21 protein-coding genes and 3 tRNA genes are annotated in these 18778 nt (G+C 40.1%); 21 read left to right on the forward strand and 3 right to left on the reverse strand.

Features of this window, described 5'->3' with window-relative positions; translation table 11 throughout:
* The first annotated feature begins 45 nt into the window (after positions 1-45).
* A complete protein-coding gene (gene ruvA / locus ACPEEM_RS00410) occupies positions 46-660 on the forward strand; it encodes a Holliday junction branch migration protein RuvA (RefSeq protein WP_424402401.1) in 615 nt (204 codons plus the stop codon).
* A 16-nt stretch (positions 661-676) separates the two neighbouring features.
* A complete protein-coding gene (gene ruvB / locus ACPEEM_RS00415) occupies positions 677-1690 on the forward strand; it encodes a Holliday junction branch migration DNA helicase RuvB (protein ID WP_424402402.1) in 1014 nt (337 codons plus the stop codon).
* 80 nt (positions 1691-1770) lie between these two features.
* Here ruvB and ACPEEM_RS00420 read toward each other — a convergent pair whose 3' ends face one another.
* Positions 1771-2082 carry a DUF5339 domain-containing protein gene (locus ACPEEM_RS00420; RefSeq protein ID WP_424402403.1) on the reverse strand — a complete coding sequence of 104 codons (312 nt, stop codon included), beginning with the start codon at positions 2080-2082 and terminating at the stop codon, positions 1771-1773.
* Between the two features lie 454 nt (positions 2083-2536).
* Here ACPEEM_RS00420 and ACPEEM_RS00425 point away from each other — a divergent pair, with 454 nt between their 5' ends.
* From ACPEEM_RS00425 to recC, 18 genes are all read left to right on the forward strand, one after another.
* On the forward strand, positions 2537-4099 hold the full coding sequence (locus ACPEEM_RS00425) for a cytochrome ubiquinol oxidase subunit I (protein WP_424402404.1): 1563 nt from the start codon (positions 2537-2539) through the stop codon (positions 4097-4099).
* A 14-nt stretch (positions 4100-4113) separates the two neighbouring features.
* A complete protein-coding gene (cydB, locus tag ACPEEM_RS00430; protein WP_424402405.1) occupies positions 4114-5250 on the forward strand; it encodes a cytochrome d ubiquinol oxidase subunit II in 1137 nt (378 codons plus the stop codon).
* Positions 5251-5262: 12 nt separating this feature from the next.
* Complete coding sequence (locus tag ACPEEM_RS00435; RefSeq protein ID WP_424402406.1) at positions 5263-5361, forward strand: cytochrome bd oxidase small subunit, CydX/CbdX family; 99 nt, start codon at positions 5263-5265, stop codon at positions 5359-5361.
* Between the two features lie 5 nt (positions 5362-5366).
* Positions 5367-5657: a cyd operon protein YbgE gene (ybgE, locus tag ACPEEM_RS00440; RefSeq protein ID WP_424405387.1), complete on the forward strand. Its 291-nt coding sequence runs from the start codon at positions 5367-5369 to the stop codon at positions 5655-5657.
* 130 nt (positions 5658-5787) lie between these two features.
* Positions 5788-6192, forward strand: a complete 405-nt coding sequence (ybgC, locus tag ACPEEM_RS00445; RefSeq protein WP_424404156.1) for a tol-pal system-associated acyl-CoA thioesterase — start codon at positions 5788-5790, stop codon at positions 6190-6192.
* Between the two features lie 24 nt (positions 6193-6216).
* A complete protein-coding gene (gene tolQ / locus ACPEEM_RS00450) occupies positions 6217-6906 on the forward strand; it encodes a protein TolQ (RefSeq protein WP_424402408.1) in 690 nt (229 codons plus the stop codon).
* 73 nt (positions 6907-6979) lie between these two features.
* Positions 6980-7402: a colicin uptake protein TolR gene (gene tolR, locus ACPEEM_RS00455; protein WP_424402409.1), complete on the forward strand. Its 423-nt coding sequence runs from the start codon at positions 6980-6982 to the stop codon at positions 7400-7402.
* Positions 7403-7418: 16 nt separating this feature from the next.
* Positions 7419-8585 (forward strand): cell envelope integrity protein TolA, encoded by a 1167-nt coding sequence (tolA, locus tag ACPEEM_RS00460; RefSeq protein ID WP_424407291.1) that lies wholly within the window; start codon positions 7419-7421, stop codon positions 8583-8585.
* Between the two features lie 75 nt (positions 8586-8660).
* Positions 8661-9959: a Tol-Pal system beta propeller repeat protein TolB gene (gene tolB / locus ACPEEM_RS00465; protein ID WP_424402411.1), complete on the forward strand. Its 1299-nt coding sequence runs from the start codon at positions 8661-8663 to the stop codon at positions 9957-9959.
* 20 nt (positions 9960-9979) lie between these two features.
* Complete coding sequence (gene pal / locus ACPEEM_RS00470; protein WP_424402412.1) at positions 9980-10438, forward strand: peptidoglycan-associated lipoprotein Pal; 459 nt, start codon at positions 9980-9982, stop codon at positions 10436-10438.
* 203 nt (positions 10439-10641) lie between these two features.
* Positions 10642-10717 (forward strand) — tRNA-Lys (locus ACPEEM_RS00475).
* 43 nt (positions 10718-10760) lie between these two features.
* A tRNA-Lys gene (locus ACPEEM_RS00480) sits at positions 10761-10836 on the forward strand.
* 26 nt (positions 10837-10862) lie between these two features.
* A tRNA-Lys gene (locus ACPEEM_RS00485) sits at positions 10863-10938 on the forward strand.
* Between the two features lie 185 nt (positions 10939-11123).
* Positions 11124-11642, forward strand: coding sequence for a prepilin-type N-terminal cleavage/methylation domain-containing protein (locus ACPEEM_RS00490; RefSeq protein ID WP_424407293.1), 519 nt, complete (start codon positions 11124-11126; stop codon positions 11640-11642).
* Entirely contained in the window at positions 11635-12357 is a 723-nt protein-coding gene (locus tag ACPEEM_RS00495; protein WP_424407295.1) for a hypothetical protein, read from the forward strand. The genes ACPEEM_RS00490 and ACPEEM_RS00495 overlap by 8 nt, the downstream gene beginning before the upstream one ends.
* 2 nt (positions 12358-12359) lie before the next feature.
* A complete protein-coding gene (locus ACPEEM_RS00500; protein ID WP_424407297.1) occupies positions 12360-13070 on the forward strand; it encodes a DUF2572 family protein in 711 nt (236 codons plus the stop codon).
* Positions 13051-13353, forward strand: coding sequence for a DUF5374 domain-containing protein (locus ACPEEM_RS00505; protein WP_424402416.1), 303 nt, complete (start codon positions 13051-13053; stop codon positions 13351-13353). Before ACPEEM_RS00500 ends, ACPEEM_RS00505 begins: the two co-directional genes overlap by 20 nt.
* A gap of 68 nt (positions 13354-13421) precedes the next feature.
* Positions 13422-16802, forward strand: a complete 3381-nt coding sequence (gene recC / locus ACPEEM_RS00510; protein ID WP_424407299.1) for an exodeoxyribonuclease V subunit gamma — start codon at positions 13422-13424, stop codon at positions 16800-16802.
* 54 nt (positions 16803-16856) lie between these two features.
* Here the strand turns inward: recC and rimI are convergent, their stop codons facing one another.
* Together rimI and ACPEEM_RS00520 are read right to left on the reverse strand one after the other, a co-directional pair.
* On the reverse strand, positions 16857-17300 hold the full coding sequence (gene rimI, locus ACPEEM_RS00515) for a ribosomal protein S18-alanine N-acetyltransferase (protein ID WP_424407301.1): 444 nt from the start codon (positions 17298-17300) through the stop codon (positions 16857-16859).
* Entirely contained in the window at positions 17294-17710 is a 417-nt protein-coding gene (locus tag ACPEEM_RS00520; protein ID WP_424407303.1) for a DNA polymerase III subunit psi, read from the reverse strand. The genes rimI and ACPEEM_RS00520 overlap by 7 nt, the downstream gene beginning before the upstream one ends.
* 75 nt (positions 17711-17785) lie before the next feature.
* Here ACPEEM_RS00520 and rsmC point away from each other — a divergent pair, with 75 nt between their 5' ends.
* Positions 17786-18772, forward strand: a complete 987-nt coding sequence (rsmC, locus tag ACPEEM_RS00525; protein WP_424402420.1) for a 16S rRNA (guanine(1207)-N(2))-methyltransferase RsmC — start codon at positions 17786-17788, stop codon at positions 18770-18772.
* Positions 18773-18778 lie beyond the last annotated feature (6 nt).

Genomic DNA, 18778 nt, shown 5'->3' on the forward strand with positions numbered 1-18778 from the left:
TTTTATTTTATCCTATGGTCTCTATTTTTGTGTAATGAGGGGCGTATGATTGGTCATTTAACGGGACGCTTAATTGAAAAACAACCACCAGAAATTTTGTTAGATGTGCAAGGTGTCGGCTATGAATTATTACTGCCGATGACCAGTTTTTATAATTTACCTGAAATTGGACAGCAAACCTCTCTTTTTACTCACCTCGTTGTGCGAGAAGATGCCCATTTACTTTTTGGATTTTCTCAAAAAACCGACCGCACTTTATTTCGTGAATTGATCAAAACCAATGGTGTTGGTCCTAAATTAGCATTGGCAATTTTATCTGCCATGTCCGTCAACGAATTTGTTTATGCCATTGAACGTGAAGAATTATCAAAATTAGTGAAAATTCCCGGCGTTGGGAAAAAAACGGCAGAGCGTTTATTGGTTGAATTGAAAGGCAAATTTAAAGGTGTTTCGCAAGGGGATTTCTTTATTGAAAGTCAACATATCCCGACGACAACCGCCACAATGCAAGCAACCAGTGAGCCAAATGCTGAGGCGGTTTCAGCCTTGGTGGCGTTAGGTTATAAACCTGCTGAAGCAGAAAAAATGGTGAAACGCATTGCCAAACCTCACCTTTCGAGCGAACAATTGATTCGTGAGGCGTTAAAATCAGCATTCTAATTAACAGAAGAAAAACATGATAGAAGCGGATCGTATTATTAGTGCAACAGCAAAATTGGATGAGGAAGTCATTGATCGAGCTATTCGCCCGAAATTATTGAATGACTATGTGGGGCAACCTCAAGTATGTGAACAAATGGCCATTTTTATTCAGGCCGCAAAGCTTCGGCAAGATGCCTTGGATCACTTATTGATTTTTGGTCCACCCGGTTTGGGGAAAACAACCTTGGCGAATATTGTTGCGAATGAAATGGGCGTGAATATTCGTACCACATCTGGTCCTGTATTAGAAAAAGCAGGCGATTTAGCGGCAATGCTAACCAATTTAGAACCGCATGATGTGCTGTTTATTGATGAAATTCACCGCCTTTCTCCCGCCATTGAGGAAATTTTGTATCCTGCAATGGAAGATTATCAACTTGATATTATGATTGGTGAAGGTCCTGCCGCCCGTTCAATTAAACTAGATTTACCTCCGTTCACCTTAATTGGTGCTACCACCCGAGCAGGATCTTTAACTTCACCATTACGAGATCGTTTTGGTATTGTGCAACGTTTAGAATTTTATTCTGTTGATGATCTCACCTCGATTGTGGCAAGAAGTGCAAGTTGTTTAAATTTAAGGATGGATGACAACGCTTCTTATGAAATTGCTCGGCGTTCAAGAGGCACACCACGTATTGCGAACCGTTTATTACGTCGTGTTCGAGATTTTGCGGATGTTCGCAACGGTGGGATCATCTCAGCGGATATTGCTAAAGCGGCATTAATGATGTTAGATGTTGATGATGCTGGGTTTGATTATTTAGATCGTAAGTTACTGAATGCCGTGATTGAACGTTTTGATGGTGGTCCAGTAGGCTTGGATAACCTTGCGGCGGCGATTGGTGAAGAACGAGAGACCATTGAAGATGTGCTTGAGCCTTATCTCATTCAGCAGGGTTTTTTGCAACGTACCCCAAGAGGGCGTATGGCAACCTCAAGAACCTATCGCCACTTTGGTGTTGAAAAATTAACGGAAAAAGAGTAACGAGCCCGTTCGTTGGCACAAAAACCTAGAGATAAGAAAAAAGCTTATTCGTTGATGAATAAGCTTTTTCATTATGGAAATTATTGTTGTTTTAAATTATTTAGTTTGGCTAAACCGAGATCACAACTTTTAATTTGCGTTGCAAGTTCCATTTCGAGGATCTGTTGCTTGCTTTGATTCAGTTTGCTTTTGATTTTGTTGACTTGAGTATGGGTACCCGGTTGTTTTTCTGCTTCAGCAATAAGATTTTCTGTTTCTTTAAATAATTTTTCACATTGTTGTGGAACGGCTGTCACATTTTTTTCTGTTTTTTCAGCAGCGTGAGCAGAGGATACGGCAATAGCACAAACGGCAAAAAGTGCGGTTAAAATTTGGGTAAATCTTGTTCTCATTCTTCTTCCTCGAATTCTTCTTATTGTTCAACCAAAAACAGTAAGCAAATTAACAAAATCTGCTATTGTTGTCTAGTTTTTTGTCTTTTTTTATGCAGGCTGTGATTTTTTTTACAGTAAACGTTGCTTAAATGTTAATACAATCTATAATTTGACCTGTATCAATTAGTAGAGTTCTACTTATTTATTGTTGATGTTGATTTAAGCATAAAAATGTGACAAATGTGACATTTTTTTGTATTTTTAATCCTTATTTTTAGTAGTAGAATAGATACCGAAATTGGGCTATCTATATAATGATGTGCTTTAAATGTGACATTTTTTATGACACGTTAGCTTATCGTCATCATTGTGAAGATAATTCAAGGGGTCTGCTTAGAGGGGATCCTTTAAGTATTTGGGGTGATTACGATGTAATCATAGTGAAGGTCTTGTAGCATTACAAGGAGTTGAGATGTTGGACGTTGTTGAACTCTCTCGATTGCAGTTTGCATTAACTGCGTTATATCACTTTTTGTTTGTGCCATTAACGTTAGGATTATCTTTTATCCTAGTGATTATGGAAACGCTTTATGTAGCCACAGGCAAAGAAATTTATAAAGATATGACTAAATTCTGGGGTAAGTTATTTGGTATTAACTTTGCTCTTGGTGTGACCACAGGTATTACCATGGAATTCCAATTTGGTACTAACTGGTCATATTATTCTCATTATGTAGGCGATATTTTTGGTGCGCCGCTTGCCATTGAAGCATTATTAGCATTCTTCTTAGAATCTACTTTCGTTGGTTTATTCTTCTTCGGTTGGGATAGATTATCAAAAGGTAAACACTTAATTGCGACTTACTGTGTTGCTTTTGGTTCAAATTTATCCGCAATGTGGATTTTAGTGGCAAATGGTTGGATGCAAAATCCAGTGGCATCTGAATTTAACTTTGAAACCATGCGAATGGAAATGACCAGTTTCATGGATTTATGGTTAAACCCAGTTGCACAAAGTAAGTTTTTACACACACTTGCAGCAGGTTATGTAAGTGGTGCGGTATTTGTGTTAGGTATTAGTGCTTACTACATCTTAAAAGGTCGTGATTTAGGCTTTGCAAAACGTTCATTCTCAATTGCATCAACGTTCGGGTTAATTTCGATTGTTTCTGTGATCATCATGGGGGATGAATCGGGTTATGAAATTGGTCAAACTCAACCTGTCAAACTTGCTGCAATGGAAGGTGAGTGGCATACCCAGCCTGCTCCAGCTTCATGGAATGCATTTGTGATTCCAAACCAAGCAGAAAGACGTAATGACTTTGCATTACAAATTCCTTATGCGGCAGGGATTATTGTGACACGCTCATTAGATAAACAATTTGCGGGTTTACATGATTTAGAAGCACTGAATGTGGAACGTGTGCGTAATGGTATTCAAGCCTATGATTTGTTACAACAATTACAAGCACAGAAAAAAGCAGGTCAAATTAGCGAAGAAACTAAAGCACAATTCAATGCCGTTTCTAAAGATTTAGGCTTTGGCTTATTATTAAAACGTTATACAGACAAAGTGGTGGATGCAACAGAAGAGCAAATTAAACAAGCTGCGGCAGATACTATTCCAAATGTGGGGCCAACTTTTTGGTCTTTCCGTGTCATGATGGCTGCGGGTGGTTTGCTACTTCTTCTGATTGTGGCGGCATTTGTTCAAAACGTACGTAAAACGGTGGGAACAAAACCTTGGTTATTGAAAGCCATTTTATGGGGCATTCCATTACCATGGATTGCAATCGAAAGTGGTTGGTTCTTGGCTGAATATGGTCGTCAACCTTGGGCGATTTATGAAGTGTTACCAGTTGGTGTGGCAAACTCAGCGTTAACCACAGGGGATCTCTGGTTCTCAATCGGCTTAATTTGTGCACTCTATACCTTGTTCCTTGTTGTGGAAATGTATTTAATGTTCAAATATGGTCGCTTAGGTCCAAGTTCATTAAAAACTGGTCGTTATTATTTTGAGCAATCATCTAAATAAGCAGGAGCCTGATTATGATTGATTATGAAATTCTACGTTTTGTTTGGTGGATCTTGATCGGTGTGTTGCTTATTGGCTTTGCAGTAACTGATGGTTTTGACATGGGCGTTCTAACCTTATTACCTTTTGCAGGTAAGAAAGAAGTGGAAAGACGGATCATGATTAACTCTATTGCCCCACACTGGGATGGTAACCAAGTTTGGTTATTAACCGCAGGTGGTGCAATGTTTGCTGCGTGGCCGATTGTTTATGCCACATCGTTCTCTGGTTTTTATATTGCGATGATCCTCGTGTTAGCCGCCTTATTCTTCCGTCCAGTCGGGTTAGAATATCGAGCTAAAATTGATAATCCAAAATGGCGTACGCTATGGGATGCAGGATTATTCCTAGGTGGTTTTGTTCCTTCATTAGTCTTTGGTGTTGCCTTTGGTAACTTATTACAAGGTGTGCCATTTGAATTTAATGAATTATTACAAGTGAAATACACAGGTTCATTCTTCGGTTTATTAAATCCATTTGCGTTACTTTGTGGTGTGGTGAGCTGTGCGATGTTAACCACACAAGGTTCAGCATGGTTACAAATGAAAACCAAGCATGAATTACGTGATCGTGCTCGTATGATCTCTCAAGTGGGTGCATTGACTACCTTGATTACCTTTGTTTTAGCGGGTGTTTGGTTATATTTCAAAGATGGATTTGTCGTGACTTCTGTCATTGATCACTATGCACCGTCTACACCATTTGGTAAACAAGTGAGTGTAGAAACAGGTGCTTGGTTTAATAACTACAAAGAAACACCTGTATTATGGATTTTCCCATTACTTGTAGTTGGCGGCACGTTATTAAATATTTTGGCATCAAAAGCAAATCGCTCGGGTTTCGCTTTCCTCTTCTCATCGCTCACGATGGCAGGGGTGATTCTCACGGCGGGTGTTGCGATGTTCCCATTTGTAATGCCGTCTATTTCTCACCCAGAGTTAAGTTTATTAATGTGGGATTCAACATCAAGTAAGTTAACATTAACCTTAATGCTTGGCTTTACACTGGTGTTGGTTGTCTTCTTGCTTTCTTATACGATTTGGGCATATTGGAAAATGTTTGGTCGCTTAGATAGCAAATTTATCGAAGAAAACAAAAACTCATTATACTAAGGGAGAAATATCATGTTTTATGTCATTTGGGTATTGGGTGTGTTGTTTGCGATAATGTTATCAGCGATCATCACAATCGGTATTGAAAAAACAGGTAAATTTGATGAGTAATCTCAATGATTAATTCACTTTATCAAGTATTTAATAAGGGTTCGTTGAGAACCCTTTCATTTCTTCTCGCTATTCTTATTACGTTATGCTTCTTTTTTAATTTGGCGGATTTTTCCACACAACTTCGCCACCAATCCCCTTTTCTTATTTTATTTCTTATTTGGGGCACTCTAGTTCTTTGGATTCACGGTATCGGTTTTGAGATTCGGAGTACAATTTGGCGGATTGTTTTTTTTCCTGCTTTGGGCTATATTGCGGTCGTTTTGGCTGTGATGATCATTGGATTTAATGAATAATGGCTTGCTTTTAAAGCAAAATATTTTGAAGGTGGGACGGGGCTAGCCCTTGCTTATCATTCATACAAGTTCTAAAATACCGCACTGATATAACCTATGTGGTATTTTCTATCAATAAGGACGGTTTATGATGCCAGAGGAAGTTTTTCGCTTTCCTATCCGAGTTTATTATGAAGATACGGACGCAGGTGGCGTGGTTTATCATGCTCGATATTTGCATTTTTTTGAAAGAGCAAGAACAGAATATTTGCGTGCATTGAATTTTTCACAACAAACGTTGTTAAATGAACGACAATTAGCTTTTGTTGTCAAAACCATGAACATTGATTATTGTTTCCCTGCCAAGTTAGATGATTTACTTGAAGTGGAAACAAAGGTGAATGCCGTGAAAGGGGCAACTTTGCTTTTTTCACAATTGTTAAAAAAAGAGACACTGATTTTATGCGAGGCTACTGTTAAAGTAGCCTGTGTTGATCTTGGAAAAATGAAACCCGTGGCGATTCCTAATGAGATAAAAATCGCACTAGAAATTTAGCTATAAACGTTGTCGGAGTATGTAATGACTACAGATTTGAACTTTTTAGAGTTATTTCTAAAAGCCAGTATTGTTGTTCAGCTTGTTATTGTAATTTTGCTTATTTTCTCAATTGCCTCATGGGCAATTATTATTCAACGTAGTCGAGTATTAACTCGTGCATTAAAAGAGTCTGCTGCTTTTGAAGATCGTTTTTGGTCAGGCGAAGATCTTAATCGTTTATATGAAGGATTGGAAAATCGCCGTGATGGCTTAAGTGGGAGTGAACAAATCTTTTATGTGGGGTTTAAAGAGTTTTCTCGTCTAAAACAAGCCAATCCAGAATATTCCGAATCTATTATTCAAGGTAGCACACGTGCAATGAATTTAGCGATGAATCGTGAAGTGGAAGACCTTGAAACACGTATTCCTTTTCTCGCTACAGTGGCGTCCATCAGTCCCTATATCGGCTTATTTGGTACCGTCTGGGGGATTATGCATGCATTTATGGCATTAAGTGGAGCGAAACAAGCTACCTTGCAAATGGTTGCCCCAGGGATCGCAGAAGCGTTGATTGCCACCGCAATTGGTTTATTTGCGGCTATTCCTGCGGTGATGGCATACAATCGTTTAAGTTTACGTGTGAACAAATTAGAACAAAATTACGGCAATTTTATTGATGAATTTACCACAATTTTACACCGTCAAGTGTTTGGTAAAAATACTCATCACTAAATAATCGTGCCCAAATTTAACCGTCACTTATGTGAAAAGTGCGGTCTATTTTAAAAAAGTTTTAGAGGTATCTATGTCTTACCGTCGTAAACGCAGAGATGTGAAATCCGAAATTAATATTGTGCCATTTTTGGACGTATTATTGGTTTTGTTATTGATTTTCATGGCAACGGCACCTATCGTGAGTCAAAGTGTGCAAGTGGAATTGCCCGATGCTGTTGAAAGTCAAAGTGTCGCAAATGAAGATAAAGTACCTGTGATTTTAGAAGTCGCAGGTATCGGTCAATATAGTTTGGCTATCGGTTCAGAACGTCTAGAAGGCTTAACCGAAGAAATGGTCACTCAGCTATCTAAACAAGAATTTGACAAAGATAATAATACATTGTTTTTAGTAGGGGGAGCGAGAGATGTACCTTATGAAGAAGTCATCAAAGCACTCAATTTACTTCATCTTGCAGGTATTAAATCTGTTGGATTAATGACAAACCCGATTTAATAAGATAGGTAATATTGTGCAGAGTAAGCGACAAAATAAAGAGGTAAGTGCGGTCATCATTTCGATTGTTTTGCACGTTATCTTGTTTGGTTTGCTAATTTTAGGTTCTTTATATCATCGCATTGAAATTATGGGCGGTGGAGAAGGCGATGGTGATGTCATGGGGGCGGTCATGGTTGATACAGGTGTCGCCGCACAGGAATGGGGACGTTTGCAACAGCAACAAAAAGGGAACAAAAACCAAGCGAAAAAACCTGAACCTGAGGTAAAAGAGAAACCAGACCAACCTGATCAAGAAGAGATTGCTCGTCAGCAAGAAATTGAAAAACAAAAAGCACTAGAGAAACAAAAAGAGCGAGAAAGACAGAAAGAAATTGAAAAACAAAAGGAACTTGAACGCCAAAAACAACTTGAAGAACAGAAAAAACAAGAAGAAAAAGCCCGTTTAGAAGCATTAGAAAAACAAAAGAAAGCAGAGGAAGCAAAAGCAAAAGAGCGTGCAGAAGCGGCGAAATTAAAAGAGGAGGCTGAAGCTAAACGCCTTGCTGCCTTAGCAAAACAGGCGGAAGAGGAAGCGAAAGCCAAAGCGGCAGAAGAAACAAAACGCAAAGCAGAAAAGGCGAAAGCGGAAGCCGAGGCAAAAGCTAAGGCAGAAAAAGCCAAAGCCGAGAAAGCAGAAGCTGAGGCTAAGGCAAAAGCGGAAAAAGCAAAAGCAGAAGCCAAGGCAAAAGCAGACAAAGCTAAAGCGGATAAAGAAAAAGCCGAATCCGCCCAACGCAAAGCCGATCAAGCCGCATTAGATGATTTCTTTAATGGGGGAAATGTAGGGGGCGGTTCTGCGACAAAAGGGAGTAATACAAACCGTCAAGGTAGCCAAGGCAGTGGTGCTGCATTAGGTGCGGGAGATGGTGGAAAAACGGGTGATCAGTATGCAGGGATCATCAAACGAGAAATTCAACGTCGTTTCTTAAAAGAACCTGGTTTTGTGAATAAAGTGTGTGTGGTTGAAGTGGAGTTTTTAAGAGATGGAACCATTTCAAATTATCGCAGAATCTCAGGACCTGATGATATTTGTCAGGCGGCGATGAGTGCGGTGGCAAGAACGAAGAAAGTGCCAGCAGCACCAACGGATGACATTTATCAAAGATATAAAACATCCCCAATTGAATTTAAATTAAGATAAAGCTAGTATTGCCTTTTATTATCGTTATTATGCGATAAAGAAAGCGTAATCAATGGAGAACAATAGGTGGTTCCAATGAAAATAGTCGCTCGAGTATGGAGTTTATTGATGATGTTAGGCTTTGCTGTATTACAAACAGCACAAGCCGAAGTTCGCATTGTGATTGATGAAGGGGTGGATAGTGCCCGTCCGATCGCAGTGGTGCCATTCAAATGGAATGGTCCGGGTTCTGCTCCTGCCGATATTGCGGATATTATTGCTGCAGATTTACGCAATAGTGGTAAATTTAATCCCATCCCTGTCAATCGTATGCCTCAACAACCTACTTCTGTCTCGGAAGTTAATCCTGAAGCTTGGTCTGCATTAGGGATTGATGCCGTGATCGTTGGGCAAGTGACCCCAGCAAATGGTAGCTTTAATATTGCTTATCAATTAGTGGATACCATTGGTGCAACTGGCAGTGCGGGAGCTGTATTAAGCCAAAATCAATATACTGTGACGAACAAATGGTTACGTTATGGTGCACACACGGTGAGTGATGAAGCTTTTGAAAAGTTGACCGGAATTAAAGGGGCATTTAGAACGCGTATCGCCTATATCGTACAAAAAAATGGTGGCTCACAACCTTACGAAGTCCGCGTTTCCGATTATGATGGTTTTAATCAATTTATTGTCAATCGTAGCTCACAACCATTGATGTCCCCAGCATGGTCTGCAGATGGTAGAAAATTAGCTTACGTTTCGTTTGAAAATAGAAAATCTCAATTAGTTGTTCAAGATCTTGGATCTGGTGCTCGTAAAGTCGTAGCGTCATTTAAAGGACACAATGGTGCACCTGCTTTTTCTCCAGATGGCTCAAGATTAGCGTTTGCCTCGTCACAAGATGGCGTGTTGAATATTTATGTCATGAATTTAGGTAGTGGACAAATTGCACAGTTAACGAGAGGAGCGGGAAATAATACCGAGCCGTCTTGGTCACCTGATGGTCAAACAATTGTGTTCACATCTGATAGAAGCGGCTCGCCACAAGTTTATCAAATGAGTGCAAGTGGTGGTGGCGCCTCATTAGTGAGCTCAGGTGGTCGCAGTTATAGTGGGCAAATTACCGCCGATGGTAGTACATTAATCATGATTAGTGGTGATAATATCATCAAAAAAGACTTGGCTTCAGGCAGTACAGAAGTCTTAAGTTCGACTTTCTTAGATGAAAGTCCGAGTATTTCACCGAACGGAATCATGATTATTTACAGTTCTACCCAAGGATTAGGAAAGGTGCTACAATTGGTTTCCGCTGATGGGCGTTTTAAAGCACGGTTACCAGGAAATGATGGACAAGTTAAATTCCCAGCTTGGTCACCATATTTAACTAAATAAAAAAACTCTAAGGAGAATACATGAAAAAATTAACAAAAGTATTGCTAGTTGCTGGTTCTGTCGCTGTATTAGCTGCTTGTGGTTCTTCTAAAAAAGAAGAAACTGCTGCGGCTGGACAAACCTTCGGTGGTTACTCAGTTCAAGATTTACAACAACGTTATAACACCGTTTACTTCGGTTTTGACAAATACAATATCGAAGGTGAATATGTTCAAATTTTAGATGCGCACGCTGCATTCTTAAATGCAACTCCAGCAACTAAAGTTGTTGTTGAAGGTAACACCGATGAGCGTGGTACACCAGAATACAACATCGCTTTAGGTCAACGTCGTGCTGATGCAGTACAAAACTACTTATCTGCTAAAGGTGTTCAAGCAGGTCAAGTATCTACCGTTTCTTACGGTGAAGAGAAACCTGCTGTGTTAGGTCATGATGAAGCTGCTTATTCTAAAAACCGTCGTGCAGTGTTAGCATACTAATTTCTAGCTTAGAAAAAACTGGGTCTTTGATGGCCCAGTTTTTTTATGCCTTGTATTTTCTAGACTTGAAATATTGCTAGGATGGGTTAGAATCACATTCTTTCGGTGCTTATTTATTCAAATAAGCAAAAAAATAAAAATTTTTATTGATTCTTAAAATAAAATCAGTATTATAAGCCTCCGTTACGCAATGATATGTAAACGGGTCGTTAGCTCAGTCGGTAGAGCAGCGGACTTTTAATCCGTTGGTCGAAGGTTCGAATCCTTCACGACCCACCACTTACAAGCAATACGTAACATACCAATGCAGTTAAATGCAAATGGGTCGTTAGCTCAGTCGGTAGAGCAGCGGACTTTTAATCCGTTGGTCGAAGGTTCGAATCCTTCACGACCCACCACTTTATTCTCGTAATCAAACCCAGATGGGTCGTTAGCTCAGTCGGTAGAGCAGCGGACTTTTAATCCGTTGGTCGAAGGTTCGAATCCTTCACGACCCACCATCTCACTCTTTTCAAACACCTATTTTTCATTCTAATAGAGATTTTTTAAATTCATTTTTCCTTGTGCTTAACAGCATAAATATTCTGCTTTCAAACTTGTTTTGCGATCCGCATTCCAGTTTTTTATTCGCCTTATCGTTTTTCTGACAGATTTGACGTAAAGTCCCTTTAAAAAAGGAATCTGTGTGAAAAAAGGATTTACGTTATTGGAACTGATGATCGTATTGGGGTTAATCAGTAGTCTTCTTCTGGCTGTGTCCCCTGTTTGGCAAACACAAGGGCGTGAGCAAATGCTGATGAAAGAACAGCAAAAACTGATGGTATTTTTACGTAAGTTGCAAGCCCGTGCAAAAAATTCTCCCCATATTTGGTTTTTGATAGCCAATCGTCATCCTTTGCAAGATCGCTGGTGTTTAACGGCTCAAATAAAAAGTGCTCAACTTTGTGATTGCTTTGCTCCAGAACATTGCCCAACATCGCTCGCAGCACAATTTTATTACCCTCATTTTCCACAGCATGTCAAGCTAAGCAGTAAGCGTTACTTGCCTTTTGAAATCACACGTTTTAGTGGCGTAAGAGACACCTTATCGACAGCGTGCTTTAGTTTATTCAGTGAACAAGAAAAAGTCGTTTTTACCCTATTCAATGTGGGAAGCATGAAAGTTAAACGAAATCAATCTTGGAGTGCTTGCGAAAATGAATAAAAAACCGAGCGTGCCATATCGTGGGCAAATGTTATTGGCTTTGCTGCTTTCTTTGTTTTTATCCAGTGCCTTATTGGTGGTGATGATACGTTTTTATGTGCAGATTCAATGGCAAAACAAAAAAGCTTTTGCCTTGTTACAGCTACAATCTGAATTGCAACAGGCTGTGCAATTAATGACAAAAGACATTAAACGGGCTGGTTTTCGAGCTCAATCGGATAAAGTTTTGCAAGATAATTTTTCTTTATTTGAAACCACAGACGGGAAAGCCATTCAACTTTTTGCTTCTTCCTCCTCACTGCCCTTTGATTGTGTGTTGTTTTTCTATGATTTGGATACCAGTGGTTGCATTGGCGAAAGTCTTAAAGGGAAGCATTGCCAGCGTCAGGGGTACAATCAAACACAACATATTGAACGAGAGTTATTTGGTTATCGTTTAAATAACGGCATGCTTGAAAGCCGTTTAACGTATAAAAGTGCGGTGAATTCTCGTTGTAAATTGTCGGAATGCCAAGGTTATTTATCACAACAAGCTTGTCAGTATGGAGGCTGGGTCGATTTATTGGATGCTCAACAATACCAAATTACCGCATTAAGGTTTGATTGGGTGGCAGAACAACAAGGGATTGACGTGTATTTAAAAGGGGTTTCTAAATTATTTCCTGATCTTGAATATGAAACGCGATCCCTCATTCCCTTATTAAATCAGGGGTGAAAATGAAAAATCTGATTCACATTGCCAGAAGAGGCCCGGTACAGCGAGGCATGATGAGCTTAACATTGTGTATGATTTTAGCGACCTTGTTAATGGGGTTTCTTTTATTTGATGATGAATTATTGCATCTTTATACTCGGCAAGCAGGTTATCAAAAGCAGTTTGTTCAACAAACGAGGCTGTTACAGCAAAAGGTCAACATGCAAGGTCAGTCTGCTTGTGAGCATTTACCCTTGACGTTAAAGGGCAATGTTCATCGTCTGACATTTGCTTTATCTGATCCTTCAGGTGAATTACGCCATTATCTTTGGTGTCATCGTGTTTCTCTCTTTCACAAAGCCCCTAAGCGAGGGCTGAATCCAAAGGGGCTAACAGAGTATATTGATCTTACAAAGCTTGCCCAGTTTTCCCCCTTATTTTCCACACTAGCTACGGCTTATCAAGGCGATAAAACTGAACGTTTTTATTGGTTTTCAGCCCCACAACATCGGTTAGAACTCACAGGCAACCTCAATGCCGTGATTATTGCCGAAGGGGAATTGGTATTGGAGGGGAAAGGAAAAATTACAGGTGCGATTATTGCAGCAGGAAACATAGAACAAAAGGAGGGCGTAATCGTGAGTTATCGTAAAGCGACGGTGGATTATTGGTTGACAACACTCAGTCGTTGGCAACAAGCGGAGCAAAGTTGGCATGATTTCATTCCTCAATAATCCATGGCAAAAAGGCATGAGCCTAACGGCTTTTTTGGTGGCATTAACTTTGTTTAGTGGGATTTTTCTGAGTATCAGCCAATGGGCAGGGCATCAACGAAAAAATGCTTTCCAACTTTATCAATATATTCAGGCACTTCAAATTGCAGAAAATCAATCTCAGCGTCAGTTTTTAGGGTTAGCTTGTGAACCTCATGTGATACAAAATCAGATCAGTTTTGCGATTGAATGCCGTGAAAAGCAAATTGTGGTGCGTTATCCATTGGGTGAAATAAGGCTGTAAAAAACTTGCGATAGGATAAAATCTGGGAAACAATATCGGCTCAATGTGGCAATTTAATGGGGCATAGCGTGTTTAACATTTATTATTCGAACGACCTTGATGTACAAAAAGAGATCTTATTAACACTCATGAGCAATCGCTTAGCCGATCCTTTTCAGTCTGAAGTGGTTTTAGTCCAAAGTCCAGGCATGGCACAATGGTTAAAATGGCAGATTGCACAGAAAAACGGGGTTGCCAGTAATATTAAATTTCCTATGCCTGCCAGTTTTATTTGGCAGCAATATTTAGATAACCTCCCTGATGTGGATGCACAAAGTCAGTTTAATAAGACGGCAATGACTTGGCGTTTGATGCGTTTAATTCCAAATTATTTATCTCAACCTGCTTTTCGTGCTTTACGCCATTATTTAAGCCAATCGGCACAATCGGAGCAGTATAAGTTGTATCAACTTTCCCATAAAATCGCCGATTTATTCGACCAATATTTAGTTTACCGTCCAGAGTGGATTCAAGCATGGGAAGCTGGCGAAGATGAAAAAGTGGCTCAGCAGGTGATGCGTCGTATAAATAAACATAATGATCTGCTTTTTCAACAGTTACAGCAAGATATGGCATGGCAAGCGATGTTATGGCGTGCATTAGTGGCTGAAATTACACAAGAAACACAACAGCCTCATGCTATTCACCGTGCTTCTCTTCATCATCAATTTTTAACATTTTTACAAGACAATCAACCTAAAAAGTTACCCGAACGCCTGTTTATTTTTGGTATTTCTGCTTTACCGACAAGCTATTTAGAAACCTTTACCGCCTTGGCAAAACATTGTGATGTGCATTTGTTTTTTACTAATGGCTGTCGAGAATATTGGGGCGATGTGGTGGATCTGCGTTTTCATCAGCGTTTGGCTCAGATTCAACGTGTTTCTTATCACCATCCTGAAAAAACCTTGGGTTATACGCCTCAAACGGATACGAGTTTGGCATTCACCGCAACAGAAGAAACCTTATTTGAAGGGCATTCCTTGTTGTCGAGTTGGGGGAAATTGGGGCGTGATTTTTTATATCTGCTGACCGAGTTAGAGCAACAAGAGAATGTACGCAGCATTGATGCCTATACGGATCTTGAAGAACGTCATTTACTTTCGCAAGTGCAGGCACGCATTTTAAATTTGGACGGCAAAACGGGTCTCAAAATGGCTAAAAATGACCGCACACTCACTTTCCATTCTTGCCACAGCCCAATGCGAGAGGTGGAGGTGTTGCATGATTATTTATTACATTTATTTCAAGCCGAACCTGATTTGACACCAAAAGAGATTGTGGTCATGGTGGCGGATATCGATCGCTACACCCCTTATATTCAAGCGGTATTTGGGCAAAAAAATACATCAAACCAAGCACTGATTCCCTTTTCCATTTCCGATAACAAATTATCAGAAAGTGATGTGCTGATTGCCAGTTTTCTTCGTTTATTGCATTTACACAAACTTCAGTTTAGTGCAGAAGAGGTGTTGGCGTTATTGGATATTCCTGCCATTCGTCATCAATTTCAGATTGAATTAGCGGATTTAGAGCAGATTCATTATTGGGTGTCGCAATCAGGGATTCGTTTTGGTTTGGCAAAACAGGATGAAAGCCAGCAAACGAACTACAACGCATGGCAGGCGGGATTAGAACGGATGTTGCTAGGCTATGCGATGCGAGAAGAAAATGGCATTTGGCAAGACAGCCTTGGCTTTGATAATAGTTATGGGCTAGGTGGGCAGTTGGCTGGCAAACTGGCGGCATTTATTGCCTGTTTATTTGATTGGCAGAAGCAAACAGAAACCCCTCACCAAGTTGAAGATTGGCAACATTTGCTGAAAAATCTCTTAACGAATTTCTTTGCTGTGGAGGAAAATAACCGTGCCACATTGCTTTATATGCAAGAAGTGATCGAGCAATGTCTGGCAGAGATTCAGCAAACTCACTTTGAACAACCGATTCAAATTGATGTCATTGCCGAAGTGTTAGGAAGTGTTTTAGAAGATGACCCCAACACCATGAAGTTTTTGGCGGGCAAAGTGAATTTCTGCACCCTGTTACCTATGCGTTCCATTCCCTTTAAAGTGGTGTGTTTATTAGGCATGAATGATGCGGATTATCCTCGCCAACAAACCCCAAACAGTTTTGATTTGATGCAGTATGATCGTCGCAAAGGGGATCGTTTCCGTCGTGATGATGATTGTTATTTATTTTTAGAAGCTTTATTGTCAGCACAAGACTATTTTTATGTGAGTTTTGTTGGGCGTTCGATCATTGATAATCAAGCCAAAGAGCCTTCTGTTTTAGTCAGTCAGTTATTGGATTATTTGGTGGACAAACTGCCAGAAGATGCAGGAAAAGATTGGCGAAATGAACTGGTTGAACAGCACCCGATGACGGCATTTAGCCCTGAAAACTTTTCGAAAACCTATCGCACTTTTGCCAACCAATGGTTGCCTTTAGCATGCCAAGAAAAAGCGGATCACTATGAAAATTTTATTCAGCCCATTGAACAAGCGATTTTGCCCGATGATCGTGAAATTACCTTATCTGAATTGATCAGTTTTGTGCAAAATCCTGTGGCGTTTTTCTTTCGACGTCGTTTAGGTGTGTATTTCAGTGCATGGCAAGAAAGTATTCCTGATACGGAAAATTTTACTTTAGATGCCTTAACACAATATGCCATTAATGATGCCTTATTGTATTGTGATGAGCAGGCGAGTCAGCAGTTATTTGAGCAATTAAAAATTAAAGGGATTTTGCCACGCGGTGAATTTGGCAAGATTTATGCCGAAAAGCAACAGCAAGCCATTGAAACATTAAAGCAAAACATTGCCCCTTATTTGCAACAAGATTACAGCATGCAATCCGTGGATTTGCTGATTCAGACCCGTTTAGGTGAGGTGCGTTTAGTGGGCAATATTGATCGGTTATACCAAGGTCGCCGTATTAGTTGGCGAGTGGGAACGGTGCGAGATGTTCATTTAATTGAGGTGTGGATGGATTACTTAGCCCAATGTGCAAGCTGTCCTGAAGGGAATGTGGAAGCACCGATTTATTATGATAAAGAAAAAGCCTATCGTTTTACGCCACTTGAAGCAAACGACAATGGCACTGTGCAAGCACAAGCATTGGCACAACTAACCGTTTATCTAGAAAGCTATTTGCAAGGCTATCAACAGATACAATTAGTGCCGACAACAGGGATTAAAGCCTATTTGAATGCCATTGAAGATCAAAGTGCGGTGGATTTTGAAAAAGTTTTGCAAAAATTACAGCACATTGCAGAGGGGGATTTCATGCGAGCAGGCGATATTTATTGGCAACGAATTTTTGCTCAACAACGGTTTGATCAAACCATGATCGAGCAAATTAATCAGCGTACTCAAGAGTGGTTTGCGTTGATGTTTGCCCACCTTGAATAACGCAAAAACAAGAAAAATCCGCCTTAATTTTCACCTTGAGGCGGATTTTTTATGCTACAAATACAACGCCATCACAATGGCATTTTCTCGTTTGCCATCTGGCGTAGGATAGTAATTTTTACGGATATCAACCTCATTAAATCCGACTTGTTCATATAAGGTTTTGGCAACGAAATTGGATTCTCTCACTTCCAACCATAAGGTTAAAATGCCTTTTTCTTTCAATGTTTCCACTAAATGCACTAACAGCGTTTTGCCTATCCCTTTCCCTTGATAGGCAGGATCAACGGCAAGATTAAATAAGGTGGCTTCGTCTAAAACAGTTTGACAAATGGCGAAGGCAACAAGCTGTTCCTCTTGCATGACTTTGAGATTGACATAGCGATCGCCATGAGTGTTTTTCAGCGTGCCTATTGTCCATGGGGTAATGTGGGCGGCTTGTTCGATCTCAAATAGTCGATCAAAATCCACCTCTTTAATCGGTAAAATGCTTAACATGCGGGACTCGTTTGAATTTGTTGCCATAATTGACGTTTAGCTTGGTGACTTTGTTGAAATGCTGTCCACTCGGGAGATTGCCAAATGGCATTAGCCTGTTGGCAAAGGGCTAAAGTGCGGTCAATTTTTTCCGTATTTTGACTTAATAGCCAATAGTTGAGTGGGTGGCTGAGTTTTAAGTATTGTGCTTGCTGAAAAGAAACATGGAGATATTGTGTGAGAGTAAGCTGCAAACTGCATAAAATATCTTTCAACAACGGGGCGTGAGCTTGAATAGGATCATCGCTGATGATGATTAAACGAATCTCAGGATCCACAGCAATATTCACCATGCCTTTTAATCGTTCAGGGTGTTTGAGCTGCCATTGGGTAATGCCCATTTTTTGGAGGAGAAGATCTCGTCTATTCATTCTATTTCTTCATTGCGGGAGGGTTTTCTTTTATAATGCCGCTAATTTTAACCAATAACCTATAGGATTAACAGCGTGATTTCTCTTGAAAGCCAAGTCTTGCAACGCCATCCCCATTTCTTTCAACATAAATCCCTTCTTTTTGCAGGGGGCATTCATGATGATTTCCCTAAACAAATCGGCTCTCAGCAAGTGAAAGTGTGGAGTGGGTATTTTGATTATGCACGGCAGCACGCAGAGGTGGATTTTTCTGCCACCTGTTCAGAACAGGCGGATTTATTGGTTTTTTACTGGACGAAAAACAAACAAGAAGTGCAATTTCAATTGATGCAATTACTGGCTCAAGCAAACGCAGGGCAAGAAATGTTGATTATTGGGGAAAATCGCTGTGGTGTGCGTTCAGTCGAAAAAATGTTATCCCCTTATGGTGAGATTGCCAAAATAGATTCTGCACGCCGTTGTGGGTTATATCATTTTTGTTTAAAAAATCCACCGCACTTTGCGTTAGAAGACTATTGGAAAACCTATCAGCATCCGAAATTGAAGGGATTGACGGTATATAGTTTGCCTGGTGTATTTAGTGCGAATGAATTAGATGTGGGCACAGATTTATTGCTTTCAACCCTCAATCAACCTCTACGGGGTAAGGTGTTGGATCTCGGTTGTGGGGCTGGGGTGATTGGCAGCTACATTAAGCAACAATATCCGAAAGCCGACGTGTTAATGAGCGATATTCATGCCATGGCGATAGCTTCAGCAACTCGCACTTTAGCGGAAAATCAATTGGAAGCAAGGGTGGTGGCAAGCGATGTGTTTTCACACATTGAGGGAAAATTTGATTTGATTATTTCTAATCCGCCTTTCCATGATGGCATTGACACCGCCTATCGTGCGGTGAGCGAATTGATCTGCCAAGCAAAATGGCATTTAGCACAAGGTGGTGAATTGCGAATTGTGGCGAATGCCTTTTTACCTTATCCCGATTTACTGGATAAGCATTTTGGACATCATCAAGTACTGGCTAAGAGCAATAAATTTAAAGTGTATTCTGTTGTAGGCTAAATGCAA

The sequence above is a fragment of the Pasteurella pantherarum genome, from assembly GCF_049670885.1.
In the GTDB taxonomy this organism is placed as follows: Bacteria; Pseudomonadota; Gammaproteobacteria; order Enterobacterales; family Pasteurellaceae; genus Pasteurella.

What these genes read in the sequence shown, in the direction of transcription:
- pal (WP_424402412.1), top strand. Translation starts at nt 9,980, where the DNA reads ATGAAAAAATTAACAAAAGTATTGCTAGTTGCTGGTTCTGTCGCTGTA.
- tolB (WP_424402411.1), top strand. Translation starts at nt 8,661, where the DNA reads ATGAAAATAGTCGCTCGAGTATGGAGTTTATTGATGATGTTAGGCTTT.
- rimI (WP_424407301.1), bottom strand. Translation starts at nt 17,300, where the DNA reads ATGTTAAGCATTTTACCGATTAAAGAGGTGGATTTTGATCGACTATTT.
- ACPEEM_RS00520 (WP_424407303.1), bottom strand. Translation starts at nt 17,710, where the DNA reads ATGAATAGACGAGATCTTCTCCTCCAAAAAATGGGCATTACCCAATGG.
- ACPEEM_RS00425 (WP_424402404.1), top strand. Translation starts at nt 2,537, where the DNA reads ATGTTGGACGTTGTTGAACTCTCTCGATTGCAGTTTGCATTAACTGCG.
- ruvA (WP_424402401.1), top strand. Translation starts at nt 46, where the DNA reads ATGATTGGTCATTTAACGGGACGCTTAATTGAAAAACAACCACCAGAA.
- ACPEEM_RS00505 (WP_424402416.1), top strand. Translation starts at nt 13,051, where the DNA reads ATGATTTCATTCCTCAATAATCCATGGCAAAAAGGCATGAGCCTAACG.
- cydB (WP_424402405.1), top strand. Translation starts at nt 4,114, where the DNA reads ATGATTGATTATGAAATTCTACGTTTTGTTTGGTGGATCTTGATCGGT.
- ybgC (WP_424404156.1), top strand. Translation starts at nt 5,788, where the DNA reads ATGCCAGAGGAAGTTTTTCGCTTTCCTATCCGAGTTTATTATGAAGAT.
- ybgE (WP_424405387.1), top strand. Translation starts at nt 5,367, where the DNA reads ATGATTAATTCACTTTATCAAGTATTTAATAAGGGTTCGTTGAGAACC.
- ruvB (WP_424402402.1), top strand. Translation starts at nt 677, where the DNA reads ATGATAGAAGCGGATCGTATTATTAGTGCAACAGCAAAATTGGATGAG.
- ACPEEM_RS00435 (WP_424402406.1), top strand. Translation starts at nt 5,263, where the DNA reads ATGTTTTATGTCATTTGGGTATTGGGTGTGTTGTTTGCGATAATGTTA.
- ACPEEM_RS00420 (WP_424402403.1), bottom strand. Translation starts at nt 2,082, where the DNA reads ATGAGAACAAGATTTACCCAAATTTTAACCGCACTTTTTGCCGTTTGT.
- ACPEEM_RS00495 (WP_424407295.1), top strand. Translation starts at nt 11,635, where the DNA reads ATGAATAAAAAACCGAGCGTGCCATATCGTGGGCAAATGTTATTGGCT.
- ACPEEM_RS00500 (WP_424407297.1), top strand. Translation starts at nt 12,360, where the DNA reads ATGAAAAATCTGATTCACATTGCCAGAAGAGGCCCGGTACAGCGAGGC.
- tolQ (WP_424402408.1), top strand. Translation starts at nt 6,217, where the DNA reads ATGACTACAGATTTGAACTTTTTAGAGTTATTTCTAAAAGCCAGTATT.
- tolR (WP_424402409.1), top strand. Translation starts at nt 6,980, where the DNA reads ATGTCTTACCGTCGTAAACGCAGAGATGTGAAATCCGAAATTAATATT.